The 22,314-nt window shown below is 42.8% G+C and carries 19 protein-coding genes; 15 read left to right on the top strand and 4 right to left on the bottom strand.

What is annotated here, in order from left to right:
* The first annotated feature begins 21 nt into the window (after positions 1-21).
* From speE to QNH48_RS29725, 5 genes are all read left to right on the top strand, one after another.
* Complete coding sequence (gene speE / locus QNH48_RS29745; RefSeq protein WP_095247497.1) at positions 22-849, top strand: spermidine synthase; 828 nt, start codon at positions 22-24, stop codon at positions 847-849.
* A 498-nt stretch (positions 850-1,347) separates the two neighbouring features.
* Entirely contained in the window at positions 1,348-2,220 is an 873-nt protein-coding gene (gene speB, locus QNH48_RS29740) for an agmatinase (RefSeq protein ID WP_283953208.1), read from the top strand.
* A 425-nt stretch (positions 2,221-2,645) separates the two neighbouring features.
* A complete protein-coding gene (locus QNH48_RS29735) occupies positions 2,646-3,044 on the top strand; it encodes a YwiB family protein (protein ID WP_283953207.1) in 399 nt (132 codons plus the stop codon).
* Positions 3,041-4,711 carry an arginine--tRNA ligase gene (argS, locus tag QNH48_RS29730; RefSeq protein ID WP_283953206.1) on the top strand — a complete coding sequence of 557 codons (1,671 nt, stop codon included), beginning with the start codon at positions 3,041-3,043 and terminating at the stop codon, positions 4,709-4,711. The genes QNH48_RS29735 and argS overlap by 4 nt, the downstream gene beginning before the upstream one ends.
* 182 nt (positions 4,712-4,893) lie before the next feature.
* Entirely contained in the window at positions 4,894-5,073 is a 180-nt protein-coding gene (locus QNH48_RS29725; RefSeq protein ID WP_283953205.1) for an H-type small acid-soluble spore protein, read from the top strand.
* Between the two features lie 85 nt (positions 5,074-5,158).
* Here QNH48_RS29725 and QNH48_RS29720 read toward each other — a convergent pair whose 3' ends face one another.
* The 4 genes from QNH48_RS29720 to cls form a co-directional block, all read right to left on the bottom strand.
* On the bottom strand, positions 5,159-5,542 hold the full coding sequence (locus QNH48_RS29720) for a DUF1398 family protein (RefSeq protein WP_283953204.1): 384 nt from the start codon (positions 5,540-5,542) through the stop codon (positions 5,159-5,161).
* A 109-nt stretch (positions 5,543-5,651) separates the two neighbouring features.
* Positions 5,652-5,780: a DUF4023 family protein gene (locus tag QNH48_RS29715; RefSeq protein WP_081954341.1), complete on the bottom strand. Its 129-nt coding sequence runs from the start codon at positions 5,778-5,780 to the stop codon at positions 5,652-5,654.
* 65 nt (positions 5,781-5,845) lie between these two features.
* A complete protein-coding gene (gene uvsE, locus QNH48_RS29710; protein WP_283953203.1) occupies positions 5,846-6,802 on the bottom strand; it encodes a UV DNA damage repair endonuclease UvsE in 957 nt (318 codons plus the stop codon).
* Positions 6,803-6,816: 14 nt separating this feature from the next.
* The gene (gene cls / locus QNH48_RS29705; protein ID WP_283953202.1) at positions 6,817-8,019 is read right to left on the bottom strand and encodes a cardiolipin synthase; all 1,203 of its coding nucleotides are present in this window, start codon (positions 8,017-8,019) and stop codon (positions 6,817-6,819) included.
* A gap of 205 nt (positions 8,020-8,224) precedes the next feature.
* On the opposite strand from cls, the gene QNH48_RS29700 reads away from it, so the two are divergent.
* From QNH48_RS29700 to QNH48_RS29655, 10 genes are all read left to right on the top strand, one after another.
* Positions 8,225-10,324: a (Fe-S)-binding protein gene (locus tag QNH48_RS29700; protein WP_283953201.1), complete on the top strand. Its 2,100-nt coding sequence runs from the start codon at positions 8,225-8,227 to the stop codon at positions 10,322-10,324.
* A 239-nt stretch (positions 10,325-10,563) separates the two neighbouring features.
* Complete coding sequence (locus tag QNH48_RS29695) at positions 10,564-11,751, top strand: acetyl-CoA C-acetyltransferase (protein WP_283953200.1); 1,188 nt, start codon at positions 10,564-10,566, stop codon at positions 11,749-11,751.
* Positions 11,752-11,947: 196 nt separating this feature from the next.
* Positions 11,948-12,799, top strand: coding sequence for a 3-hydroxybutyryl-CoA dehydrogenase (locus QNH48_RS29690; RefSeq protein ID WP_283955916.1), 852 nt, complete (start codon positions 11,948-11,950; stop codon positions 12,797-12,799).
* A gap of 15 nt (positions 12,800-12,814) precedes the next feature.
* Positions 12,815-13,945: an acyl-CoA dehydrogenase gene (locus QNH48_RS29685; RefSeq protein ID WP_283953199.1), complete on the top strand. Its 1,131-nt coding sequence runs from the start codon at positions 12,815-12,817 to the stop codon at positions 13,943-13,945.
* Between the two features lie 199 nt (positions 13,946-14,144).
* Positions 14,145-15,284, top strand: coding sequence for an acyl-CoA dehydrogenase (locus tag QNH48_RS29680; protein ID WP_283953198.1), 1,140 nt, complete (start codon positions 14,145-14,147; stop codon positions 15,282-15,284).
* A gap of 30 nt (positions 15,285-15,314) precedes the next feature.
* Positions 15,315-15,971 carry a TetR/AcrR family transcriptional regulator gene (locus QNH48_RS29675; RefSeq protein WP_283953197.1) on the top strand — a complete coding sequence of 219 codons (657 nt, stop codon included), beginning with the start codon at positions 15,315-15,317 and terminating at the stop codon, positions 15,969-15,971.
* A 27-nt stretch (positions 15,972-15,998) separates the two neighbouring features.
* Positions 15,999-19,265, top strand: a complete 3,267-nt coding sequence (icmF, locus tag QNH48_RS29670) for a fused isobutyryl-CoA mutase/GTPase IcmF (protein WP_283953196.1) — start codon at positions 15,999-16,001, stop codon at positions 19,263-19,265.
* Positions 19,266-19,429: 164 nt separating this feature from the next.
* A complete protein-coding gene (locus QNH48_RS29665) occupies positions 19,430-19,627 on the top strand; it encodes a hypothetical protein (RefSeq protein ID WP_133369758.1) in 198 nt (65 codons plus the stop codon).
* Between the two features lie 143 nt (positions 19,628-19,770).
* Positions 19,771-20,337, top strand: a complete 567-nt coding sequence (rpoE, locus tag QNH48_RS29660; RefSeq protein WP_283953195.1) for a DNA-directed RNA polymerase subunit delta — start codon at positions 19,771-19,773, stop codon at positions 20,335-20,337.
* A 247-nt stretch (positions 20,338-20,584) separates the two neighbouring features.
* Complete coding sequence (locus tag QNH48_RS29655) at positions 20,585-22,180, top strand: CTP synthase (RefSeq protein ID WP_283953194.1); 1,596 nt, start codon at positions 20,585-20,587, stop codon at positions 22,178-22,180.
* The last annotated feature ends 134 nt before the right edge of the window (positions 22,181-22,314 follow it).

Raw genomic sequence — 22,314 nt, 5'->3', positions numbered from 1 at the left:
AATCTGGAAGGAAGATGAAACATGGCAATTTGGTTTACAGAAAAGCAAACTGAAAACTTCGGTATTACAATGAAGATAAATAAAACTTTACATACGGAACAAACGGAATTTCAAAAGCTTGATATGGTGGAAACAGAAGAATGGGGCAACATGCTTCTACTAGATGACATGGTTATGACCTCTGTTAAAGACGAGTTCGTTTACCACGAGATGGTTGCACATGTTCCTTTGTTTACACATCCAAACCCTGAGAACGTTTTAGTAGTCGGCGGCGGCGATGGCGGTGTTATTCGTGAAGTATTGAAGCACCCAAGTGTGAAGAAAGCAACGCTTGTTGATATTGATGGAAAAGTAATTGAGTACTCTAAAAAGTTTTTACCAGAAATCGCAGGCATGCTTGACGATCCGCGCGTTGATGTTCAAGTAGATGACGGCTTCATGCACATCGCAAAAAGCGAAAATGAATATGACGTAATTATGGTTGACTCAACAGAGCCAGTAGGACCGGCAGTGAACCTATTTACAAAAGGATTCTATGCGGGAATCTCTAAGGCATTAAAAGAAGATGGTATCTTCGTAGCGCAGTCTGACAACCCTTGGTTTAAAGCAGATCTTATTCGCAGCGTACAACGTGACGTTAGGGAAATCTTCTCGATTACCCGTTTATACGTAGCGAACATCCCAACATATCCAAGCGGACTATGGGCATTCACCATCGGATCTAAAAAGCACGATCCACTGGAAGTAAGCGAAGACCGCTTCCACGAAATCGAAACCAAATACTACACAAAAGAACTGCACAAAGCGGCATTCGTACTGCCTAAATTTGTTGGGGATTTAGTAAAGTAATATTGGTGCTGCCGCTGCGGTGCCTGTCACCTTGGTGACAGGCACCGCTCGTGGACACTGTCCACCTCAGGCGGACAGTCAGTGACAGAATAGGCGGGAAAATCGAGTGTATGGTCGTTATAAAGTGTTTATAGTGCCTAGAATCAATTTAAAAGAGGGATTAGGGTAACTAAAGAGGGCTTATAGTGCCCGAAATCGGTTTGAAAGCAGGATTAGGGTAACTAAAGAGGGCTTATAGTGCCCGAAATCGGTTTGAAAGCAGGATTAGGGTAACTAAAGAGGGCTTATAGTGCCCGAGATCGGTTTGAAAGCAGGTTTACGGTAACTAAAGAGCACTTATAGTGCCCGAAATCATTTTAAAAGAGGGTTTAAGGTAACTATAAAGTGTTTATAGTTACCGATTACGTTTAAAAGTTGGAATTTCGGTAACTAAGAACTAGGTGGCGGAAGTTAAGTTAACTTTGACCTAGTTATTACATAAGAAGTGAGGGATGTTAGATGCGTTTTGATGAGGCTTATTCTGGTAATGTGTTTATAAAGAGTCATCCGAATTTTGAGGAGAGCCAGGTTGTTCTATACGGAATGCCGATGGACTGGACCGTTAGCTATCGTCCGGGCTCCCGCTTTGGGCCATCTCGAATCCGTGAGGTATCGATTGGACTAGAAGAGTATAGTGCATATCTTGACCGCGAGCTGGAAGAGGTAAAATACTTTGACGCTGGTGATATTCCGCTTCCATTCGGAAATGCCCAAAAGAGCTTAGATTTGATTGAGGATTTCGTTGATCAAGTGTTAGCAGCTGGTAAATTTCCTTTTGGTATGGGCGGCGAGCACTTGGTGTCTTGGCCGGTGATGAAGGCGGTTTATAAGAAATACCCTGACTTAGCAATCATTCATATGGATGCCCATACGGATCTTCGGGAGAACTATGAGGGTGAACCATTATCCCACTCCACTCCAATTCGCAAAATTGCTGAACATATTGGACCGAAGAACGTCTATTCCTTTGGTATCCGCTCCGGGATGAAGGAAGAATTCCAATGGGCAAAAGAAAACGGCATGCATATTTCTAAATTTGAAGTGCATCAACCGTTAAAAGAGATACTACCTGAGCTTGACGGACGTCCGGTTTATGTCACGATTGATATAGATGTCTTAGACCCTGCACATGCACCGGGAACGGGTACGGTTGATTGCGGCGGGATTACTTCTAAAGAGCTGCTTGCCTCTATTCATGAAATCGCCCGTTCTGGTGTGAACGTAGTCGGCTGTGACCTTGTTGAAGTTGCACCTATTTACGATCCATCTGAACAAACAGCGAACACCGCCAGCAAATTGATTCGTGAAATGCTGCTTGGCTGGGTGAAATAAAAACTTTCTTCGTGCCTGTCCCCATCGCGGGGCAGGCATCTTTTGAATTGTGGCTTTTCTACGGTTATAATATTAAAAGTGGAAGCGTCTTGCTCAGGGGCGACAGGCATAAGACGAGCCGGCTGGAAGGTTGGTTTTTAACCTTCTGGACGGATTGTCTGAAATGTGGAGGCGACTGCTCTGGGACGAAGGCATAAGACGAACCCTGTAAGAAGGCGCTTTTTGCCTTCTTAAGGGGGTGGCTTATGACTCGAGTCCCAAGGAGCCGAAACTAGACAAGCTTATGACCCCGAGCCCCTAGACGCTGGAACTGGATAATAGAAAAAGTGCCCTAGTCGGCAAACTAGGAAAAATTCCAAGGACCTGCATATGGTTCATTTTTTTAAAAAGGGTGTGCGTTTCGTTTGTCAATCCCTGGATTACCTATGAAAATTAATATCAAGACGACAATTGACCAGCAAGAGACTTTTGAATTGATGGTATTTGGTACATACTTTGAAAAAGGAAATGCTGCTTACCTCCGATATGAGGAAGCGATGGAAGAGGGAAGTGTTCGGACGATTGTAAAGATGGCAACGAATGACGCCTTGATTTTACGAGGCGGTGCAATAAAAATGCGTCTGCCATTCGAATTAAATCGTAAGCTGAATGGCAGTTATGAAATGCCGTTTGGTCAGTTTGCAACCGTGACAAAGGCAAAAAGATTAGACTATTCCTATGAAAATGGTAAAGGTCACTTTGATGTTCTTTATGATTTTTCAATGGAGGGTAGTCCAACAAGTACCTACCAGTTAGAAATAGCGTTTCAGGAGGAGAAGAAATGAACATAGTTGAACAGGTTCAAAGTAGATTAAAAGAGGAAATTCGGGCAGCGGTGGTGAAGGCAAATCTTGCGACGGAAGAACAGATTCCTGATGTTGTCCTAGAAATACCGAAGGAAAAGGCGCACGGTGATTATTCAACAAACATGGCGATGCAGCTTGCACGTGTTGCGAAAAAGGCACCACGGGTGATCGCGGAGGCACTTATCGAGAATTTCGATCTTTCAAAGGCATCCATTGAAAAAATGGAAATCGCGGGTCCGGGGTTCATCAATTTTTATATGAATAATGCGTATCTAACAGAATTGATTCCGACAGTTCTTGATGCTGGGGAAAAGTACGGTGAAACAAACGTCGGCGGCAAGCAAAAGCTTCAAGTGGAGTTTGTTTCAGCGAATCCAACGGGTGACCTGCACCTAGGGCATGCACGTGGTGCGGCAGTCGGCGATTCGCTTTCAAATATTTTAGCAAAAGCAGGTTATGACGTTTCCCGTGAGTACTACATTAATGATGCCGGTAATCAGATTAATAATCTTGCCCTATCTGTAGAAGCACGTTATTTTCAGGCGCTAGGCATGGAAAAAGCAATGCCGGAAGACGGCTACCATGGTGCGGATATCATTGGGATTGGGAAGACGCTTGCAGAAGAGTTTGGCGATAAGTATGTGAATGTTGACGAGCAGGAGCGTTTTGAATTTTTCCGTGAGTACGGCTTGAAATACGAAATGGCGAAATTGCAAAAGGATCTTGAGGATTTCCGTGTTTCGTTTGATGTTTGGTACTCTGAAACTTCCCTTTATAAAAATGGGAAAATCGATGAGGCGTTAAAGGTACTTCGTGAGAACGGCTATATTTATGAGGAAGAGGGAGCTACCTGGCTTCGTTCAACCGATTTTGGAGACGATAAGAACCGCGTGCTCATTAAGCAGGATGGTTCGTATACGTATTTGACACCGGATATTGCTTACCATAAAGACAAACTTGACCGCGGCTTTGAAAAGCTCATCAATATTTGGGGGGCGGACCACCACGGTTATATCCCGCGGATGAAGGCGGCGATTCAGTCACTTGGCTATGGTGCGGACGCCCTCGAGGTGGAAATCATTCAGCTTGTCCACCTTTATAAAAACGGTGAGAAGATGAAGATGAGTAAGCGTACGGGTAAAGCTGTAACGATGCGTGATTTGGTTGATGAGGTCGGCCTCGATGCCACTCGTTACTTCTTTGCGATGAGAAGTTCGGATACCCATATGGATTTTGACCTGGATTTAGCGGTTTCGGAATCAAATGAAAATCCTGTTTATTATGCTCAATATGCACACGCAAGGATTTGCAGTATTCTTCGCTCTGGCGAGGAGCAAGGGATTACAGTTGATAAGAATGCTGATTTCTCATTAATTGGTGCGGAAAAAGAGATTGAGCTGTTGAAGAAGCTGGGCGAGTTCCCGCAATCGGTTGGAGAGGCAGCAGTGAAGCGCGTGCCGCACCGCGTTACGAACTATATTATGGAACTAGCTTCAACGTTCCACAGCTTCTACAATGCAGAAAAAGTGCTCGACAGCGAGCAGCCAGAGCGCACTAAGGCGCGCCTCGCGTTAATCAAAACTGTGCAAATCACACTGCGAAATGCCCTCGCATTGATTGGTGTCTCGGCTCCAGAAAAAATGTAAGCTTAGTTTGGCTCCCTTTTAGGGAGCCGTTTTTAGTATTCTCATTTGGTAAATAGTGTCCACGAGCGGTGAACACCTTTTAGGTGTCACGTTGGTGACAGGCACCAAATTTCACTAATAAGAATAATAACTTCATTTTGGTAAATATTATAAAGGTAATTTTATGATGAGGAGTGGCCCTGATGAATGTGGGAAGAGCGAAGGAGATTGCTGAGTCGATTGAGATGATTAATGTTACGTATGAAGGTTCGCCTGTGATTATTCAGCATGTGGATGATAATACGAAGATGGCGAGGATTTATTCGAAGGCAGACCCTGAAAATGAACGGGAAGTTCCAGTTTTGAATCTTATTGAAGAGTAAGCATTAAATAGTAGTGCATTTGGAGGTACAAATCCATTTCGGTTTGGTACCTCTTTTTTGTTGAAATATCGATTTACATGCCACGTCAAATTCTTAGGGGTTCTACTATTTGGTCGCCATTTATCCCTATGTAAATGGCTTTTTTTTCGGTAATGTTTACGGTATAGGTTATAATTCCTGCGTTAGCTATCTCTTTTAGAAAATCTAAAAAGGGAAGGGTAATGTTTGCGATTGTTTCTAATGCCGTATTTCGATTAAATTGATTGGAAATTACAAAGTTAACTTGGGGTTCTGTTTTTAATTCTGATCCTTCGCCTTTGTATGTGGCCTGCCCTGTGGCAACATCAATATCATATTGAATAATCCCAATTGCAGCTAACTCCTTCAAAAATTCAGCAAAACTTGTTTTTCCTGTGCTTCTTCTTTCGATAATCTCATGTAACGCTTTCACCGTTGGTTTATTACTCATGAACATTCCTCCATCAAATTTTTAATAAACTTTCCAAAGCAGACAAATGGCTCGGGTGTATATCCCGAGCCTTCGTCTGCTAATTTACAGTACTAGTTAACACGTATGCTTAAACACCTTGTGAGTGCTGGTGGTTTGGTAATTTGCTCTCTGGATCGTTATTGCCATGCTTTTTATTTTTTTCCTGCTTCTTTTGGTTTTCAGCTAATTTTTGCACGAATTGGCTAGTGCTTTCCATAGACATTCCCTCCTTGTGTGAATCTGTTGTTACTTTAACCATTCCTCTTTAAAAAAATGCAAGGATTATTTAACCTCAATGGCTGCCCCGCTGACTCGTTTATATCCCCGAAGCTTGCTGATATCCTCGACTAGCTTTAAGGCCGCCTGATCCTTTTTCTTGGCTTCAATCATAAAATCCACGTCCTGGTCAAATTCCTTGATCATTTTTAAGAAGGGCAGGATAAATTCAAGATCAACGAAATCGGCATGGGAACGGAATTCTTTTTCTCCCTTTGGAGAGGAAATGTGAATCTTTGGTATATGGTCTACATGATCCCATGTTTGAAAAATCCTCGGCAGCAGCTGCTCTAGCGGTGTTTCACAAAGGTTGGCCATATGGTGATGATAGTCAAATACAAATGGCACCTTTTCTTTTTCACAGGCAATTAAGGTTTCCTCTGCATTATAGGTTTTGTCATCATTTTCTAAGGTCATGACACGTTTTATATGTGGCGGCAGCTTTTTTAGATTTTCATGGAAACGGACAATGGTTTCCACCTTATCACCATAGGCACCGCCAATATGAATATTCATCATCCCTCTGTCCTTAACTCCCATCGCTTCAAACATTCGATAATGGTATTCCATATCTATGACCGCATTATCGGTTATTTTAGCCTGTGGAGAAGTAAATAACGTAAATTGATTGGGATGAAAGCTAACGCGTAAATTATTCTTTTTGATGACATCACCAAGCTCCTTCCATTCCGACTGAAAGGGTGTGACATAGTCCCATAATATTTCTGGATGGGTGGCTAATGGAACCAATGAACTTGAAAGCCGGTATAACTCAATTTCATGAGCAAGATTGTAATAAAGCATTCGTAACGTATGTTGGAGATTCAGCCTCGTGAGCTCCAGTAGTTTCTCCCTGCGATCCTGTTCAGATAGCAGCTGATAACGTGTAAATGTTAGTGTCTTCGATGGAGAGGCATCCCACAAGGTGATAGCCGTTGAAACATAGCCGAAACGGATCTTCATCGCAAATCTCCTTACTATAAAAAGAATGAAAGAGCCCCGGCAATGCCTTCCTTAATGGACCTGAAAAAGTTTGGTTTATTGAGGTCTTCCAGCTTTAATGGTTTTGAATCAAGAATATCTTTATGGAGGACATCCCTAAAACGATCCACAAAGGCAGGGTTATAAAAGTAACAGTTAATTTCTTTGTTTAAAAATAAACTTCGTTTATCAAAATTAGCGGTACCGATATCACATAGATTGTCGTCGATCATGATTGATTTTGCATGATAAAAACCGTTCATATACTGAAAAACCTGTGCTCCTTCTTTCAACATCAAACGTAAATATCGGTATGAAGCCTCCTGTACAAGCAAATGATCAGTGATATATGGAACGACGATGGTAATCTTAATGCCGCGCTTTGCAGCGCGAATGAGTTCATTAATGAGCTTTTTGCTTGGAATAAAATAAGGTGAGCCAATGCTAATGGCCTTTTTTGCGTTTTGAATTAATTGGAGATACTTATCTTCGAGAAAGCCTACCTCTGTCGGTACAAGTTGATGAGCTATTGTCCCTTTTGGCTGCTCGGGAGTATAAAATGGATCAACTGTCACTTTTTCAGAGGAGTATTCATTCCAATCAATAAAAAACTCACGTTGTAAAAACGGCACACTTTCCCCCGTAATTTTCAAATGATAGTCACGCCAAGGACTGAGCTTTGGATCCTCGTCAATATATTCCTTTCCAACATTAAAGCCGCCAAGATAACCAATTTTCCCATCAATAATAGATATCTTGCGGTGGTTTCGCACCTGAGAGGAATAAAAGAGAAAAGGAAGCCGTATACAGTTGCTAAAGGCGAATTGAACACCGGCCGCACGCAATTCATTAATAGCAGGTTTTTTCACTTTATGACTGCCAATCCGGTCGACCAACAGTCTGACTTCAATTCCTTCCTTTGCTTTTGCCTTTAAAATATCAAAAAACTGCTGGCTAAATTGGTCATCCCTTACGATATAAAAAAGGATATGAATATGGCTGGCGGCATTTTTTAATTCATGAAAGTAATCTGCAAACAGCTCTTTTCCATGTGGGAAAATATCAAAGTTTCCATACAGAATCGGTGTTTCTCGTTTTTGAAAAAGAGTTAAATGCTTCTTTCTGCCAAAGGTAAAATCTAGGTAAAACCATACAATGATAAGAAGTATAAGAGCGATGACTATGGATGGTAAATTCATTCCGTATCGTTCCTCCAATCACTTATTTTAGGATTGCCAAACAGGGGCTATAGTATGAATTTGATAAAAGGCAAATAAATTTTCAGAAAACCATTTGACTGAATGCTCATTCATTATATAATGGTGTTAATAGTATTCAGAAAATTGGGTTGTTTTAAAATTTTCTAGTAAGAGTGAACCAATAGAAAACAAGGGGGCGTATTGAATGAATGGGCTTTTATGGGTAAACCTCATTGCATTCCTGGCTGTAACCGCTTACGCGATCAGTCTATTCGTTTACGTAGTGAAAACGAGGATTGAATTCATTAAGCTGGGGAAAAAAGTCGAGTTTGACAACAATGTCAAAGAACGAATGCAAAAAATCTGGGTTAATGTTTTTGGTCAAAAGAAGCTATTAAAAGATAAAAAAAGTGGAATCATGCACGTCATGTTCTTTTATGGTTTTCTTCTTGTCCAATTTGGTGCGATTGATTTTATTTGGAAGGGACTAGTTCCGGGTTCTCATTTACCACTCGGACCGCTTTATGCTGGATTTACCTTTTTCCAAGAAATCGTAACATTAGTGATTCTCGTTGCAGTCATTTGGGCATTTTACCGACGATATGTTGAAAAACTTGTCCGCTTGAAACGAAATTTTAAATCAGGTCTTGTACTAATTTTTATCGGTGGTTTAATGCTGTCCGTTCTAGTAGGAAACGGTATGGGCATTATATGGCACGGTCATGAAGCCACTTGGACAGAGCCAATTGCATCGTTAATTGCGCTTATTTTTTCAGGAATTGGTGAAACCGCTTCAATTGTCATTTTTTATGCGGCATGGTGGCTGCACTTATTGTTCTTATTAACGTTCTTAGTGTATGTTCCACAATCCAAGCACGCACATTTAATTGCCGGACCGGCAAACGTATATTTTAACCGTTTAGAAAAACCAGGTAAGTTGAAGAAGGTCGATTTTGAGGACGAGTCACAAGAATCCTTCGGTGTTGGAAAAATTGAGGACTTTACGCAGCATCAAATGATCGATTTTTATGCCTGCGTGGAATGTGGACGCTGTACCAATATGTGTCCAGCAACAGGTACGGGAAAAATGCTGTCACCAATGGATTTAATTGTAAAAATGCGTGATCATCTCACGAATCATGGTGCGGCCGTTACATCTAAACAGCCTTGGGTGCCGACCTTCGCGTTTGGCAACACAACCGGTAACCAAATCGCACTTGCAGCAAGCGGCCAAGGTGCCCAAGAAACAGCCGCCACACTTGCTTATAATCCAAGCTTAATTGGCGACGTGATTACCGAAGAGGAAATCTGGGCTTGTACCACCTGCCGAAACTGTGAGGACCAATGTCCAGTAATGAACGAGCATGTGGATAAGATTATCGACCTTCGCCGTTATCTTGTTTTAACAGAAGGAAAGCTTGACGCAGATGCTCAGCGCGCGATGACGAACATTGAACGACAAGGCAATCCGTGGGGCTTAAACAGAAAAGAGCGCGAAACATGGCGTGAAGTTCGCGAGGATGTTGAAATCCCAACGATAAAAGAAATGAACAAAAAAGGCGAAGAATTCGAGTACTTATTCTGGGTTGGTTCGATGGGATCCTACGATAACCGCAGCCAAAAGATTGCCTTATCGTTTGCTAAGCTTATGAATGAAGCTGGTGTGAAGTTCGCGATTCTTGGCAACAAAGAGAAAAACTCTGGTGATACACCGCGCCGACTCGGCAATGAGTTCTTGTTTCAAGAGCTTGCGACGAAAAATATCGAGGAATTCGAAAAGGCTGAGGTTAAGAAGATTGTTACGATTGACCCGCATGCCTACAATATTTTCAAAAATGAATACCCTGACTTCGGTTTAGAGGCAGAGGTTTATCACCATACAGAAATTCTTTATGAGCTCGTTCGTGACGGAAAACTTGTACCGAAACATGCAGTCAATGAAAAAATAACCTTCCATGATTCTTGTTATCTAGGCCGTTACAATGATGTCTACGATCCACCAAGGGAGATTTTGAAATCAATCCCTGGTGTACAGCTTGTGGAAATGGAAAGAAACAGAGAAACGGGAATGTGCTGTGGGGCAGGCGGCGGCTTGATGTGGATGGAGGAAGAAACCGGACACCGCATTAACGTGGCTAGAACCGAGCAAGCGATTGCAGTCAATCCTTCCATCATCAGTTCCGGATGTCCGTACTGCTTAACGATGTTATCAGATGGAACCAAGGCAAAAGAAGTAGAAGAAAAGATTGCAACCTATGATGTGGCAGAGCTTTTAGAAAAAGCAGTCTGTGGGGAAGTAGCATAGCAAAGCAGATTCGCGGAACCAGCCAGTATTAGAGTAAGAGGCAGAAGTTGATTTAAGTATTACCTTAATTCATGAAATCTTAAGAATTTTGCGTAAAATATTTCAACTTTTGTCTTTTTTTATGTAAAATAGATAGTGGGTAGGAAAACGCTTTCAAATGTTGGGGATTTTTTTTGCTGCTATATCGAGCGAGCGTTCAGTCGGTAATGATTTAAAGCGATAAAAAGGGAGTGTTTTGGATGGGAAGAACAGTTATTTTAAGTGGAGTTAGAACACCATTTGGAAAATTTGGCGGAGCACTTAGCAGCTTAACTGCGGCACAGCTCGGAGGAATAGCCGTGAAAGAGGCGGTTGCACGAGCAGAGGTTAAGGGTGAAGATGTGCAGGAGGTTATTTTAGGTACGGTTTTACAAGGCGGCCAGGGGCAAATTCCTTCACGCCAAGCAGCAAGAGAGGCTGGACTTCCTTGGGAAGTAAAAACAGAAACCATCAATAAAGTATGTGCATCCGGTATGCGCAGTGTTACGTTAGGGGATCAAATTATCCGTGCGGGCGACGAAGATTTGATTGTAGCAGGCGGCATGGAATCGATGAGCAATGCACCCTATATTTTACCAAAAGCTCGCTGGGGACTAAAAATGGGCGATTCGTCCGTAAAGGACTTAATGATTCATGACGGCTTAAGCTGCAGTTTCACTGGCGTTCATATGGGAACATACGGGAATTCTACTGCAAAAGAAATGGAAATCAGCCGAGAAGCCCAAGATGAGTGGGCATATAGAAGTCACCAAAGAGCGATTGCCGCAATAGAAGGCGGTATTTTTGCAGAAGAAATCGTGCCTGTCACCGTACCGCAGCGTAAAGGTGCACCGGTTGTCGTCGAGCATGATGAATCACCACGAAAAGACACCTCAATCGAAAGACTTTCTAAATTAGCACCTGTTTTTAATTCGGATGGAACCATCACGGCAGGGAATGCGCCTGGAATCAATGACGGTGCAGCAGCCCTCGTTCTGATGAGTGAAGAAAGAGCGTTACGTGAAGGCAGAAAGCCGGAAGCAATTATCTTAGGACACGCAGCGATTGCCCTTGAAGCAAAGGATTTTCCACAAACACCAGGAGTCGTCATCAATAACTTATTGAAAAAGACCGGTAAAAACGTAGAAGACATCGACCTATTTGAAATCAATGAAGCCTTTGCTGCTGTTGCTTTAGCGAGCGGAAAAATTGCCGGCCTTGACCCGGAAAAGCTCAATGTCAATGGCGGTGCGGTCGCCCTTGGTCATCCAATCGGCGCGAGCGGTGCCCGTATTATTATCACCTTAATGCACGAGTTAAAGCGCAGGGGTGGCGGAATTGGGATTGCCGCGATTTGCAGCGGCGGTGGACAGGGCGATGCGGTTATGATTGAGGTTCCTAGAGTTTAAGGGGTTTCTGGTTTCCATATATTGTCTAATCATCCAAAAGGGTTTGGAAAAAGTCCATAACCACAAGAAAAAAGTACAAAAAGGCATATAAATGGTCCAAAATACACTGAAAAAAGTTCAAAACACAAATATGTCAAAATAACTAACTAAAAAAAGGGGCTTGAATGCATTTCAAGCCCAAATTGGAGGGGAAATAATGAAGGTTGAAAAAATTATGGTTATTGGAGCCGGTCAAATGGGCTCTGGAATTGCTCAGGTTTGTGCACAGGCTGGCTACACGGTGTATCTTAACGATTTAAAGCCAGATTTTGTGGAGCGCGGTTTGGGTGTCATCGGCAAAAATTTATCTCGTCATGTGGATAAAGGACGAATGACAGAGGAGCAAAAACAGGAAGTTTTAAACAAAATTACACCTTCTTCTGACCTGCAGGATGCCCGTGGTGTCGACCTCGTTATTGAGGCTGCGGTTGAAAATATGGAAATCAAAACAAAAATCTTCGCGCAGTTGGATGAGATTGCCCCGGCACATGCGATTTTAGCAAGCAATACGTCATCATTGCCGATTACAGAAATTGCGGCTGCCACGAAACGTCCGGAAAAAGTAATCGGGATGCACTTTATGAACCCGGTGCCTGTAATGAAGCTCGTGGAAATCATTCGTGGCTTGGCAACGGCAGATGAAGTTTACCAAGTGATTGAAGATATGACAAAGACATTGAGTAAAGTACCTGTTGAGGTAAATGATTTCCCTGGATTTGTGGCGAATCGAATTCTGATGCCGATGATCAATGAAGCGATTTATACGCTGTATGAAGGTGTGGCGACGAAGGAAGCGATTGACGATGTCATGAAGCTTGGGATGAACCACCCGATGGGTCCGTTGACGCTGGCTGATTTTATCGGGCTCGATACGTGTCTTTATATAATGGAAACCCTACATGAAGGCTTTGGTGATACAAAATACCGTCCATGCCCGCTGCTGCGTAAGTATGTTAAAGCTGGCTGGCTTGGCAAAAAATCAGGTCGAGGCTTCTACACATACGAATAGTCTGGAGATGAAACTATGAATCTAAGATTTTCAGAAGAGCAAGAAATGATGCGGAAAATGGTGCGCGATTTTGCCGAAAACGAAATTGCACCGTTTATAGAGCGGATGGAGAAGGGCGAATTTCCTCGGGAGATACTCCGGAAAATGGGTGAACTTGGCCTGATGGGAATTCCGGTTCCGGAAAAATACGGCGGTGCCGAGATGGACTTTGTCTCTTACATCATCGCCATCAACGAGATTTCACGAGTAAGTGCGACAGTGGGCGTGATTCTCTCTGTTCATACGTCCGTCGGAACGAACCCAATCTTATATTTCGGTTCGGAGGAGCAAAAGAAAAGGTTTTTACCGAAACTGGCATCAGGTGAGTATTTGGCGGCGTTTTGCTTAACGGAGGCAGGCTCAGGTTCGGATGCAAAAAACATGAAATCCCGGGCGGTAAAAAAGGATGACCATTATGTCATCAACGGCTCGAAAATGTTTATCACCAACGGCGGGGAAGCGGATGTTTATATCGTATTTGCATCAACCAATCCTGAATTGGGCAGCAACGGAATCTCCGCGTTTATTGTGGAAAAAAACTCACCAGGCCTTGTAATCGGCAAGGATGAACATAAAATGGGACTTCATGGCTCTCGTACGGTACAGCTTACCTTTGAAAACATGATTGTACCAGCTGAAAACCTTTTGGGTGAGGAAGGCGAAGGCTTTAAAATTGCGATGGCGAACCTGGATGTTGGGCGAATCGGCATAGCGGCTCAAGCACTTGGGATTGCGGAAGCAGCATTAGAAGCAGTAGTAGGATACGCAAAAGAACGTCAACAGTTTGGCAAGCCGATTGCGGCTCAGCAGGGAATTGGTTTCAAATTGGCGGATATGGCGACAAATGTGGAAGCTGCAAGACTATTACTCTATCGGGCAGCGGATTTACGGGCACAGGGTATAAAGTGCGGGTTGGAAGCTTCGATTGCCAAGTTATTTGCGTCGAAAACGGCTATGGAAACGGCTATTGAGGCGATTCAAGTGTTTGGCGGTTATGGCTATACAGAGGACTACCCCGTGGAGCGATATTTCCGTGATGCTAAAGTGACCGAGATTTACGAGGGAACCAGCGAGATTCAACGGATTGTGATTAGTAAATATCTTTAATTTGTAGATATCCTGCGAAAATGTGTAGATATCTGTGAGATTTGTGTAGATAACTGCCAGAATTGTGTAGATATCAAGGCTAATTGTAGAAGGTGTACGGTTAATTGTAGAAGCTGTATGGTTTTTTGTAAAAACTGTATGGTTTTTTCGAAACAACGGTGCGGTAAAAAGGAAACTTACCTTGAGGAGGACGTATAAAATGAACTTTCGCTTATCTGAAGAACATGAAATGATTCGAAAAATGGTTCGAGATTTTGCTAGAAATGAGGTTGCGCCAACAGCAGCTGAACGTGACGAAGAGGAGCGGTTTGATCGTGAAATTTTTGACAAAATGGCGGAGCTTGGCTTAACAGGAATTCCGTGGCCAGAGGAGTACGGCGGAATTGGAAGCGATTACCTTGCGTACTGTATTGCGGTGGAAGAGCTATCAAGAGTTTGCGCATCAACGGGTGTAACGTTATCGGCACACACTTCATTAGCGGGCTGGCCAATCTATAAATTCGGTTCCGAGGAGCAAAAGCAACAATATCTTCGTCCAATGGCAGAAGGTAAAAAAATCGGAGCCTACGGCTTAACGGAGCCAGGAAGCGGTTCGGATGCTGGCGGGATGAGAACGACAGCAAGACGTGAAGGTGATCATTACGTCCTTAATGGTTCAAAAATTTTCATCACCAATGGCGGAATAGCGGATATCTACGTGGTTTTCGCGTTAACAGATCCATCTAGCAAACAAAAAGGAACGACTGCATTCATCGTAGAAAGTGACTTCCCAGGCTTCTCGGTTGGTAAAAAGGAAAAGAAACTCGGGATTCGTTCTTCACCAACAACGGAAATTATTTTTGAAGAATGCCGGGTGCCTGTCACCAACGTACTTGGTGAAGAAGGTGATGGCTTTAAAATTGCGATGATGACGCTTGATGGCGGCCGTAACGGCATTGCAGCGCAGGCAGTTGGAATTGCGCAGGGTGCACTTGACGCTGCGGTGGATTATGCAAAAGAGCGCCAGCAGTTTGGCAAGCCAATTGCGGCCAACCAAGGAATCGGCTTCAAGCTTGCGGATATGGCGACAAACATTGAAGCAGCAAGACTATTAACCTATCAAGCTGCATGGCTTGAGTCGCAAGGCCTGCCGTACGGCAAGGAATCGGCAATGTCTAAACTATTCGCTGGCGATACGGCGATGAAGGTAACAACGGAGGCTGTTCAGGTGTTTGGAGGATACGGTTATACAAAGGATTATCCAGTAGAGAGATATATGCGCGATGCAAAAATCACGCAAATCTATGAAGGAACACAAGAAATTCAGCGCCTTGTTATTTCTAGGATGATAACTAAGTAACCATTTAATGAATAAAGGCGGTAAAAAGGGATGAAAAAGCGTGAAGTGCAAGCTTCAGTGAAAGATGAACGTCTTGTACAAAGAAGACGGGATCAGATGATCAAAGGGGCCGTTTCACTTTTTAAAGAAAAAGGGTTTCACCGGACGACGACAAGGGAAATTGCGAAGGCTGCAGGCTTTAGCATTGGGACGTTATATGAATATATTCGTTCGAAGGAAGACGTCCTTTACCTCGTTTGTGATAGCATATATGACCATGTGAGCGAGCGGCTTCAAGAGGACCTTGAAGATAAGCAGGGCACACTGGAAAGCCTAAAGCATGGGATTGCCAATTATTTTCGCGTTATTGATGAAATGCAGGAGGAAATCTTGGTCATGTATCAAGAGGCGAAGTCGCTTACCAAGGATGCCCTTCCGTATGTGTTGAAAAAGGAAATTGAGATGGCGGCGATGTTTGAAAAACTCATCACACTGTGTGTGGAAAATGGGGAATTGAACTTAACTGAAAATCAGTTAAAAATTCTTTCGCACACGATTATTGTCGAAGGACAAATGTGGAGCTTCCGCCGCTGGACTTTGCAAAAATTATTTACATTAGAAGAATATATTGAATTGCAAACGGAGTATTTATTTTCGGGAATCAACGGGCTTAGTCAGGCCCAGAAAAAAGGGACAATAACGAAATAAATCTTATAAAAACAAAGGGGGAGACATATGAGTAAAACGGAAGTTTATCAACCGAAGCACCATATTCGTTTTGTAACGGCGTCGAGTTTGTTTGATGGGCATGACGCTTCGATTAACATTATGCGGAGAATTCTGCAAGCGAGCGGAGCAGAGGTCATCCATCTTGGGCATAATCGTTCGGTCGAAGAGGTTGTCAATGCGGCGATTCATGAGGACGCACAGGGGATTGCGATTTCTTCTTATCAAGGCGGTCATGTGGAATACTTTAAGTATATGTACGATTTGCTGAAGGAAAAAGGGGCGCCGAACATTCGCATTTATGGCGGCGGAGGCGGTGTTATTATCCCGCGTGAGATTAAGGAACTGCATGATTATGGGATTGCCTGGATTTTCTCGCCTGAGGATGGCCGGAAACTAGGGCTTCAAGGAATGATTAACCGTATGCTGGAGGAGTGTGACTTCCCAACGGTTAGTGCTGATCATTCGGAACATATTGAAAAGCTGCCAACGGGTGATGTGAATGCAATTTCGAAACTAATAACCCTAGCTGAGCTTCATGTGGATAGCAACCGGGAAGCGGCAGCTGCTGCGGAAAGTCTGCTTGAAAAAGTAAAATCGCTAACGAAAGAGATTCCTGTTGTCGGTATCACTGGTACGGGCGGTGCTGGTAAAAGTTCACTAACCGATGAATTGATTCGCCGTTTTATCAATGAACTTCCTGATAAAAAAGTGGCGATTCTATCTGTTGACCCGACGAAGCAAAAAACAGGCGGCGCTCTTTTAGGCGACCGAATTCGGATGAATGCTATTTTCAATCCAAATGTTTATATGCGCAGCCTGGCAACCCGTTCTTCCAAAACGGAGCTCTCGCTTGCCATTAAAGATGCTGTATCGGTTGTAAAGGCGGCTGGCTTTGACCTTGTCATTGTTGAAACGAGCGGAATCGGTCAGGGTGATGCAGAAATTACTGAGATTTGTGATGTTTCCCTTTACGTGATGACCAGTGAATTCGGGGCACCTACACAGCTAGAAAAGATTGATATGATTGACTTTGCTGACTTAATTGTCATTAATAAATTTGAGCGCAAGGGCTCTGAGGATGCCCTGCGTCAGGTGCAAAAGCAATACCAGCGCAGCCATATGCTGTTTGAAAAAGACACAAGCGAAATGCCGGTATACGGTACGATTGCCAGCCAATTTAATGATCTTGGCACCAATGCTTTATTTGCAGCATTAGTTGAAAAAATAAATGAAAAGATGGGCACAGATTGGATTACTTCTTTTAATAAATCTGCGTTAGTAGAAAAGCAAAATGTGATTATTCCAACCGACCGCCGTTATTATCTCCGGGAAATATCGGAGACAGTCCGCCGCTATCATCAAAAAGCCGAAGAGCAGGCAAATATTGCCCGGAAATTATTCCAACTTGAAGGGGCGATTGCAGCGGTAAAGGAGACAGAGGCGAATGCGGAAGTTCTTATTTCCTTAGAAGCCATTAAGCTGGCAACGGAAGAGAAATTAACGCCAGAGTCGAAAAAAATACTGAATGGCTGGGAGAAAACAAAGGCTGCTTACCAGGCGGATAAATTTGTAACGAGAATTCGTGACAAAGAAATCATTACCATTTTAAAAACAAAAAGCCTTTCCGGCATTGACATTCCAAAGGTGGTTTTACCAAGATATAAAGATTATGGTGAAATTCTCCGCTGGGTGTATCGCGAGAATGTACCAGGTTCATATCCGTTTACAGCTGGAGTGTTTCCGTTCAAACGAGAAGGGGAAGATCCGAAACGCCAATTTGCTGGCGAAGGAACACCGGAGAGAACGAATCGCCGTTTCCACTATTTATCCAAGGATGATGATGCAAAACGCTTAAGTACTGCATTTGACTCGGTCACATTGTATGGCGAGGATCCAGATCACCGTCCAGACATTTTTGGGAAGATTGGCGAAAGCGGAGTCAATGTGTGTACACTAGATGATATGAAAAAGCTTTATGACGGATTTGACCTTTGTCACCCATCTACATCGGTGTCGATGACGATTAATGGTCCTGCTCCAATTATTTTAGCAATGTTCATGAACACAGCGATTGACCAGCAAGTGAAGAAAAAAGAAGCAGAGCTTGGGCGTGTGTTAACGGTTGAGGAATTTGCACAGGTGAAGGCGTATACGCTAAAGTCTGTTCGCGGTACCGTGCAAGCGGATATTCTAAAAGAAGACCAAGGTCAAAATACGTGTATTTTTTCAACAGAGTTTGCCTTACGAATGATGGGCGATATTCAACAGTATTTCATTGAGAAACAGGTGCGTAACTATTATTCTGTTTCGATTTCTGGTTATCATATTGCAGAGGCGGGTGCGAATCCGATTTCGCAGCTGGCATTTACACTATCGAACGGCTTTACGTATGTGGAGTATTATTTAAGCCGCGGGATGAACATCGATGACTTTGCACCAAACTTATCGTTCTTCTTCTCTAATGGCTTGGATCCTGAATATACGGTAATTGGCCGGGTGGCCCGCCGAATTTGGGCAAGTGTAATGCGTGATAAATACGGTGCGAGTGAACGCAGCCAAAAGCTGAAGTATCATGTTCAAACCTCTGGCCGCTCGCTGCACGCACAGGAAATTGACTTTAATGATATTCGCACCACTTTGCAGGCATTGATGGCCCTTCAGGATAACTGTAATTCGCTTCATACCAATGCTTATGACGAAGCGATTACGACACCGACAGAAGAATCGGTCCGCCGTGCGATGGCGATTCAGATGATTATCACAAAAGAACATGGGTTAGCGAAAAATGAAAATCCGCTTCAAGGTTCTTTTATTGTGGAGGAACTGACGGACCTTGTAGAGGAAGCGGTTCTTCAAGAATTTGAACGCTTAAATGACCGCGGCGGTGTTCTTGGTTCAATGGAGACCCAGTATCAACGCGGAAAAATTCAAGATGAATCCATGTACTATGAAATGAAAAAGCATACAGGCGAGCTGCCAATAATCGGAGTGAATACCTATTTAAATCCGAATCCACCTTCTGCGGAAGACATCGACAGCATGGAGCTGGCAAGAGCGTCTTATGAGGAAAAGGAATTGCAAATAACCAATTTACGCGCCTTCCAACAAAGCAATAAAGCAGAAACCGGAAAAGCATTAGAAAAGTTGAAAGCAGCAGCAGTCAACAACGAAAATATCTTTGCACAATTAATGGAAACCGTAAAAGTAGCCAGCCTCGGACAAATAACAAAAGCACTCTACGAAGTAGGCGGGCAGTATAGGAGGAATATGTAAATATTTGGCAATGGCTTATCGAATAATAAGCCATTGTTTTTTATGTTATACTTACCAACTCTAATCACCATTAAAAATAATTTTTAAACTGGTACTAATATTGGCTCTCTTTCTTATATAATAGATGGGCATACATCAATGGTTCCCGAGGCGGGTGTTGACAGATGAAGATAAAAAATATGATTTTACTATTAATAATTTTAGCCTGGCCGTTATACTATCTCTATCAACATCAGTTAGGGGCAATTTCTTTTCTAGTGCTGGCTATTATCTTCCTTTATTCGGCTATAAAAGAGTTGAAAATGCTGAAAAAAGAGAATAAACCTGATGATACCCCGCCAAAGAGGGAAAATATCAAATAAAACAATAGATAGAACTAGCATAAACGGGAGAATATTGTTTATAATGAAGAATATGTCAAAATACTAGCACTGAGGTGCTAAAATTTTTGCCCGTTATCACTCATGTAATAGTGAGTGTTAAATAGAGAAAGGAAGTGCCGATATTGAGTTTACAAGGTTTCTCAAAAGAGCAATTAAAAGAGTTATCCCTCATTGAGATGGCGTATGAATTTCTAAAAGGAAGCAAACAGCCAATTTCCTTCCATGATTTAATCAAAGAAATTGCGGCAGCTACAGAAATTACAGAGGCACAAATCAAATCAAGAATTGCACAATTCTATACAGACATAAATATCGACGGTCGTTTTCTTTCATTAGGTGACAACCGCTGGGGACTTCGCGTCTGGTATCCAGTTGATACACAAGAAGAAGAAGTCGTTACCGTTATTAAACCTAAGAAGAAAAAGGCGAAAAAGGTTGTCGATGAAGACGAGCTTGAAGACTTTGATGATGTGGATGAAGATTACGAAGAGCTTGATGACTTTGCCGATGAAGATGACCTACTCGATGACGACGACGATGATCTTTTGGATGACCTTGACGATGTCGATGATTTAGACGACGATGAAGATGTCATCGAAGACGATGATGAATTTGAGCTTGATGAAGAAGAAGACCTTGACGAGGATCTTGAAGAAGATGATGTAGAGGATGAAGACGACCTATTATAGGCTTGACTTTTTAACGCTGCACTTGTAGAATCTTTTTTGGGCTCCTTTAAACAGGAACGGATCATATATAGCTTATAAAGCGCTCCCTTACCTTGTGTAAACGGAGTGCTTTTTTATTTTTTCAGTCAAATGATACATAGCTCTTTCGGGCAGAAGCCCGAGACTTCTTTAGGAATAAAAAATTTTTATAAAAGAAGCCTTAAACAACAAGAATATTGCACAAACTGAATTAGAGGAGGATTATTTTATGACGAAGTATATTTTTGTAACTGGCGGTGTAGTTTCATCGTTAGGAAAAGGGATTACCGCAGCCTCTTTAGGCCGTTTGTTGAAAAATCGAGGATTGAACGTTACGATTCAAAAGTTTGACCCATACATTAACGTGGACCCAGGAACCATGAGTCCCTATCAGCACGGTGAAGTATTTGTTACCGATGATGGCGCTGAAACGGACTTAGACTTAGGGCACTATGAACGCTTTATCGATATTAACTTAAACAAGTACTCTAACGTGACCACTGGAAAAATCTATTCTACTGTTTTACGCAAGGAACGCCGTGGCGATTACCTAGGTGGAACCGTTCAGGTTATCCCGCACATTACCAATGAAATTAAGGAACGCGTCTTCCGTGCCGGCAACGAAACGAATGCCGATGTGGTCATCACTGAAATCGGCGGAACAGTAGGGGATATCGAGTCATTGCCATTCTTAGAAGCGATTCGTCAAATTAAGAGTGATATTGGCAGCTCAAATGTGATGTACATTCACTGTACCTTAATTCCTTACATTAAAGCCGCTGGTGAAATGAAAACCAAACCAACGCAGCACAGTGTTAAAGAACTTCGCAGCCTTGGTATTCAGCCAAATATCATCGTTGTTCGTACTGAAATGCCGGTTTCACAGGATATGAAGGATAAAATTGCTTTGTTCTGTGATATCGATGCGAAAGCGGTCATAGAATGTCAGGATGCGGATACGCTTTATTCGATTCCACTTGCTCTTCAAGAGCAGCACATGGATCAAATTGTTTGTGATCACTTGAAGCTAACGACACCAGAACCAGAAATGACCGAATGGAAAGCGTTAGTGGATAAGGTTCTTAATCTTTCCGGCAAAACACGCATTGGTCTTGTAGGGAAATATGTTGAGCTTCAAGACGCTTATATTTCTGTTGTTGAAGCGATGAAGCATGCAGGTTATGCGTTTGACGCTGATGTGGAAATTAAGTGGATTAATGCGGAACATGTTACTTCAGATAATGTCGCAGAACTTCTGCATGATGTGGATGGAATTCTTGTTCCTGGAGGCTTTGGTGACCGCGGAATCGAAGGGAAGATTCAAGCAACTCGTTATGCCCGTGAAACGAAGAAGCCTTTCCTTGGCATTTGCTTAGGAATGCAGCTGGCAACGATTGAATATGCACGCCACGTTCTTGGTTATCAGGATGCTCATTCTGCTGAATTTGTACCGGAAACCAAGCACCCGATCATTGACTTACTTCCAGAGCAAAAGGATGTTGAGGATTTAGGCGGAACATTAAGACTGGGTCTTTACCCATGCCGTCTAATTGAAGGTACCAAAGCGTTCGAAGCTTATGTGGATGAAGTGATTTATGAGCGTCACCGTCACCGTTATGAGTTTAACAATCATTACCGTCAAGAAATGGAAGAAGCTGGATTTGTGTTCTCTGGGACTAGCCCAGATGGCCGTCTTGTGGAAATCGTTGAGCTTAAAGACCATCCATGGTTTGTTGCGTCTCAGTTCCATCCGGAATTTGTTTCAAGACCAAACCGTCCGCAGCCGCTATTCCGTGATTTTATTAAAGCAACATTGCAAAAATAACATTTGGGCCAGTTCTCTTTGCGGAGTGCTGGCTTTTTTAATGGTTGGGGTTTCCAAAAAATGTCTAATAGTCCAAAAACTATTGGAAATAGTCCAAAACCACTTTAAAAAGGTCCAAAACCCTAAGAAAAAAG

The organism is Neobacillus sp. YX16, assembly GCF_030123505.1.
Classification (GTDB): domain Bacteria; phylum Bacillota; class Bacilli; order Bacillales; family Cytobacillaceae; genus Neobacillus.
The sequence above is the reverse complement of the archived record's forward strand: the minus strand, read 5'-3'. Positions and strand labels throughout refer to the sequence as shown.

Bases quoted from the DNA above. Each gene is read 5' to 3' on its own strand.
- speE (WP_095247497.1), top strand. From the start codon at position 22: ATGGCAATTTGGTTTACAGAAAAGCAAACTGAAAACTTCGGTATTACA.
- speB (WP_283953208.1), top strand. From the start codon at position 1,348: ATGCGTTTTGATGAGGCTTATTCTGGTAATGTGTTTATAAAGAGTCAT.
- QNH48_RS29735 (WP_283953207.1), top strand. From the start codon at position 2,646: ATGAAAATTAATATCAAGACGACAATTGACCAGCAAGAGACTTTTGAA.
- argS (WP_283953206.1), top strand. From the start codon at position 3,041: ATGAACATAGTTGAACAGGTTCAAAGTAGATTAAAAGAGGAAATTCGG.
- QNH48_RS29725 (WP_283953205.1), top strand. From the start codon at position 4,894: ATGAATGTGGGAAGAGCGAAGGAGATTGCTGAGTCGATTGAGATGATT.
- QNH48_RS29720 (WP_283953204.1), bottom strand. From the start codon at position 5,542: ATGAGTAATAAACCAACGGTGAAAGCGTTACATGAGATTATCGAAAGA.
- QNH48_RS29715 (WP_081954341.1), bottom strand. From the start codon at position 5,780: ATGGAAAGCACTAGCCAATTCGTGCAAAAATTAGCTGAAAACCAAAAG.
- uvsE (WP_283953203.1), bottom strand. From the start codon at position 6,802: ATGAAGATCCGTTTCGGCTATGTTTCAACGGCTATCACCTTGTGGGAT.
- cls (WP_283953202.1), bottom strand. From the start codon at position 8,019: ATGAATTTACCATCCATAGTCATCGCTCTTATACTTCTTATCATTGTA.
- QNH48_RS29700 (WP_283953201.1), top strand. From the start codon at position 8,225: ATGAATGGGCTTTTATGGGTAAACCTCATTGCATTCCTGGCTGTAACC.
- QNH48_RS29695 (WP_283953200.1), top strand. From the start codon at position 10,564: ATGGGAAGAACAGTTATTTTAAGTGGAGTTAGAACACCATTTGGAAAA.
- QNH48_RS29690 (WP_283955916.1), top strand. From the start codon at position 11,948: ATGAAGGTTGAAAAAATTATGGTTATTGGAGCCGGTCAAATGGGCTCT.
- QNH48_RS29685 (WP_283953199.1), top strand. From the start codon at position 12,815: ATGAATCTAAGATTTTCAGAAGAGCAAGAAATGATGCGGAAAATGGTG.
- QNH48_RS29680 (WP_283953198.1), top strand. From the start codon at position 14,145: ATGAACTTTCGCTTATCTGAAGAACATGAAATGATTCGAAAAATGGTT.
- QNH48_RS29675 (WP_283953197.1), top strand. From the start codon at position 15,315: ATGAAAAAGCGTGAAGTGCAAGCTTCAGTGAAAGATGAACGTCTTGTA.
- icmF (WP_283953196.1), top strand. From the start codon at position 15,999: ATGAGTAAAACGGAAGTTTATCAACCGAAGCACCATATTCGTTTTGTA.
- QNH48_RS29665 (WP_133369758.1), top strand. From the start codon at position 19,430: ATGAAGATAAAAAATATGATTTTACTATTAATAATTTTAGCCTGGCCG.
- QNH48_RS29655 (WP_283953194.1), top strand. From the start codon at position 20,585: ATGACGAAGTATATTTTTGTAACTGGCGGTGTAGTTTCATCGTTAGGA.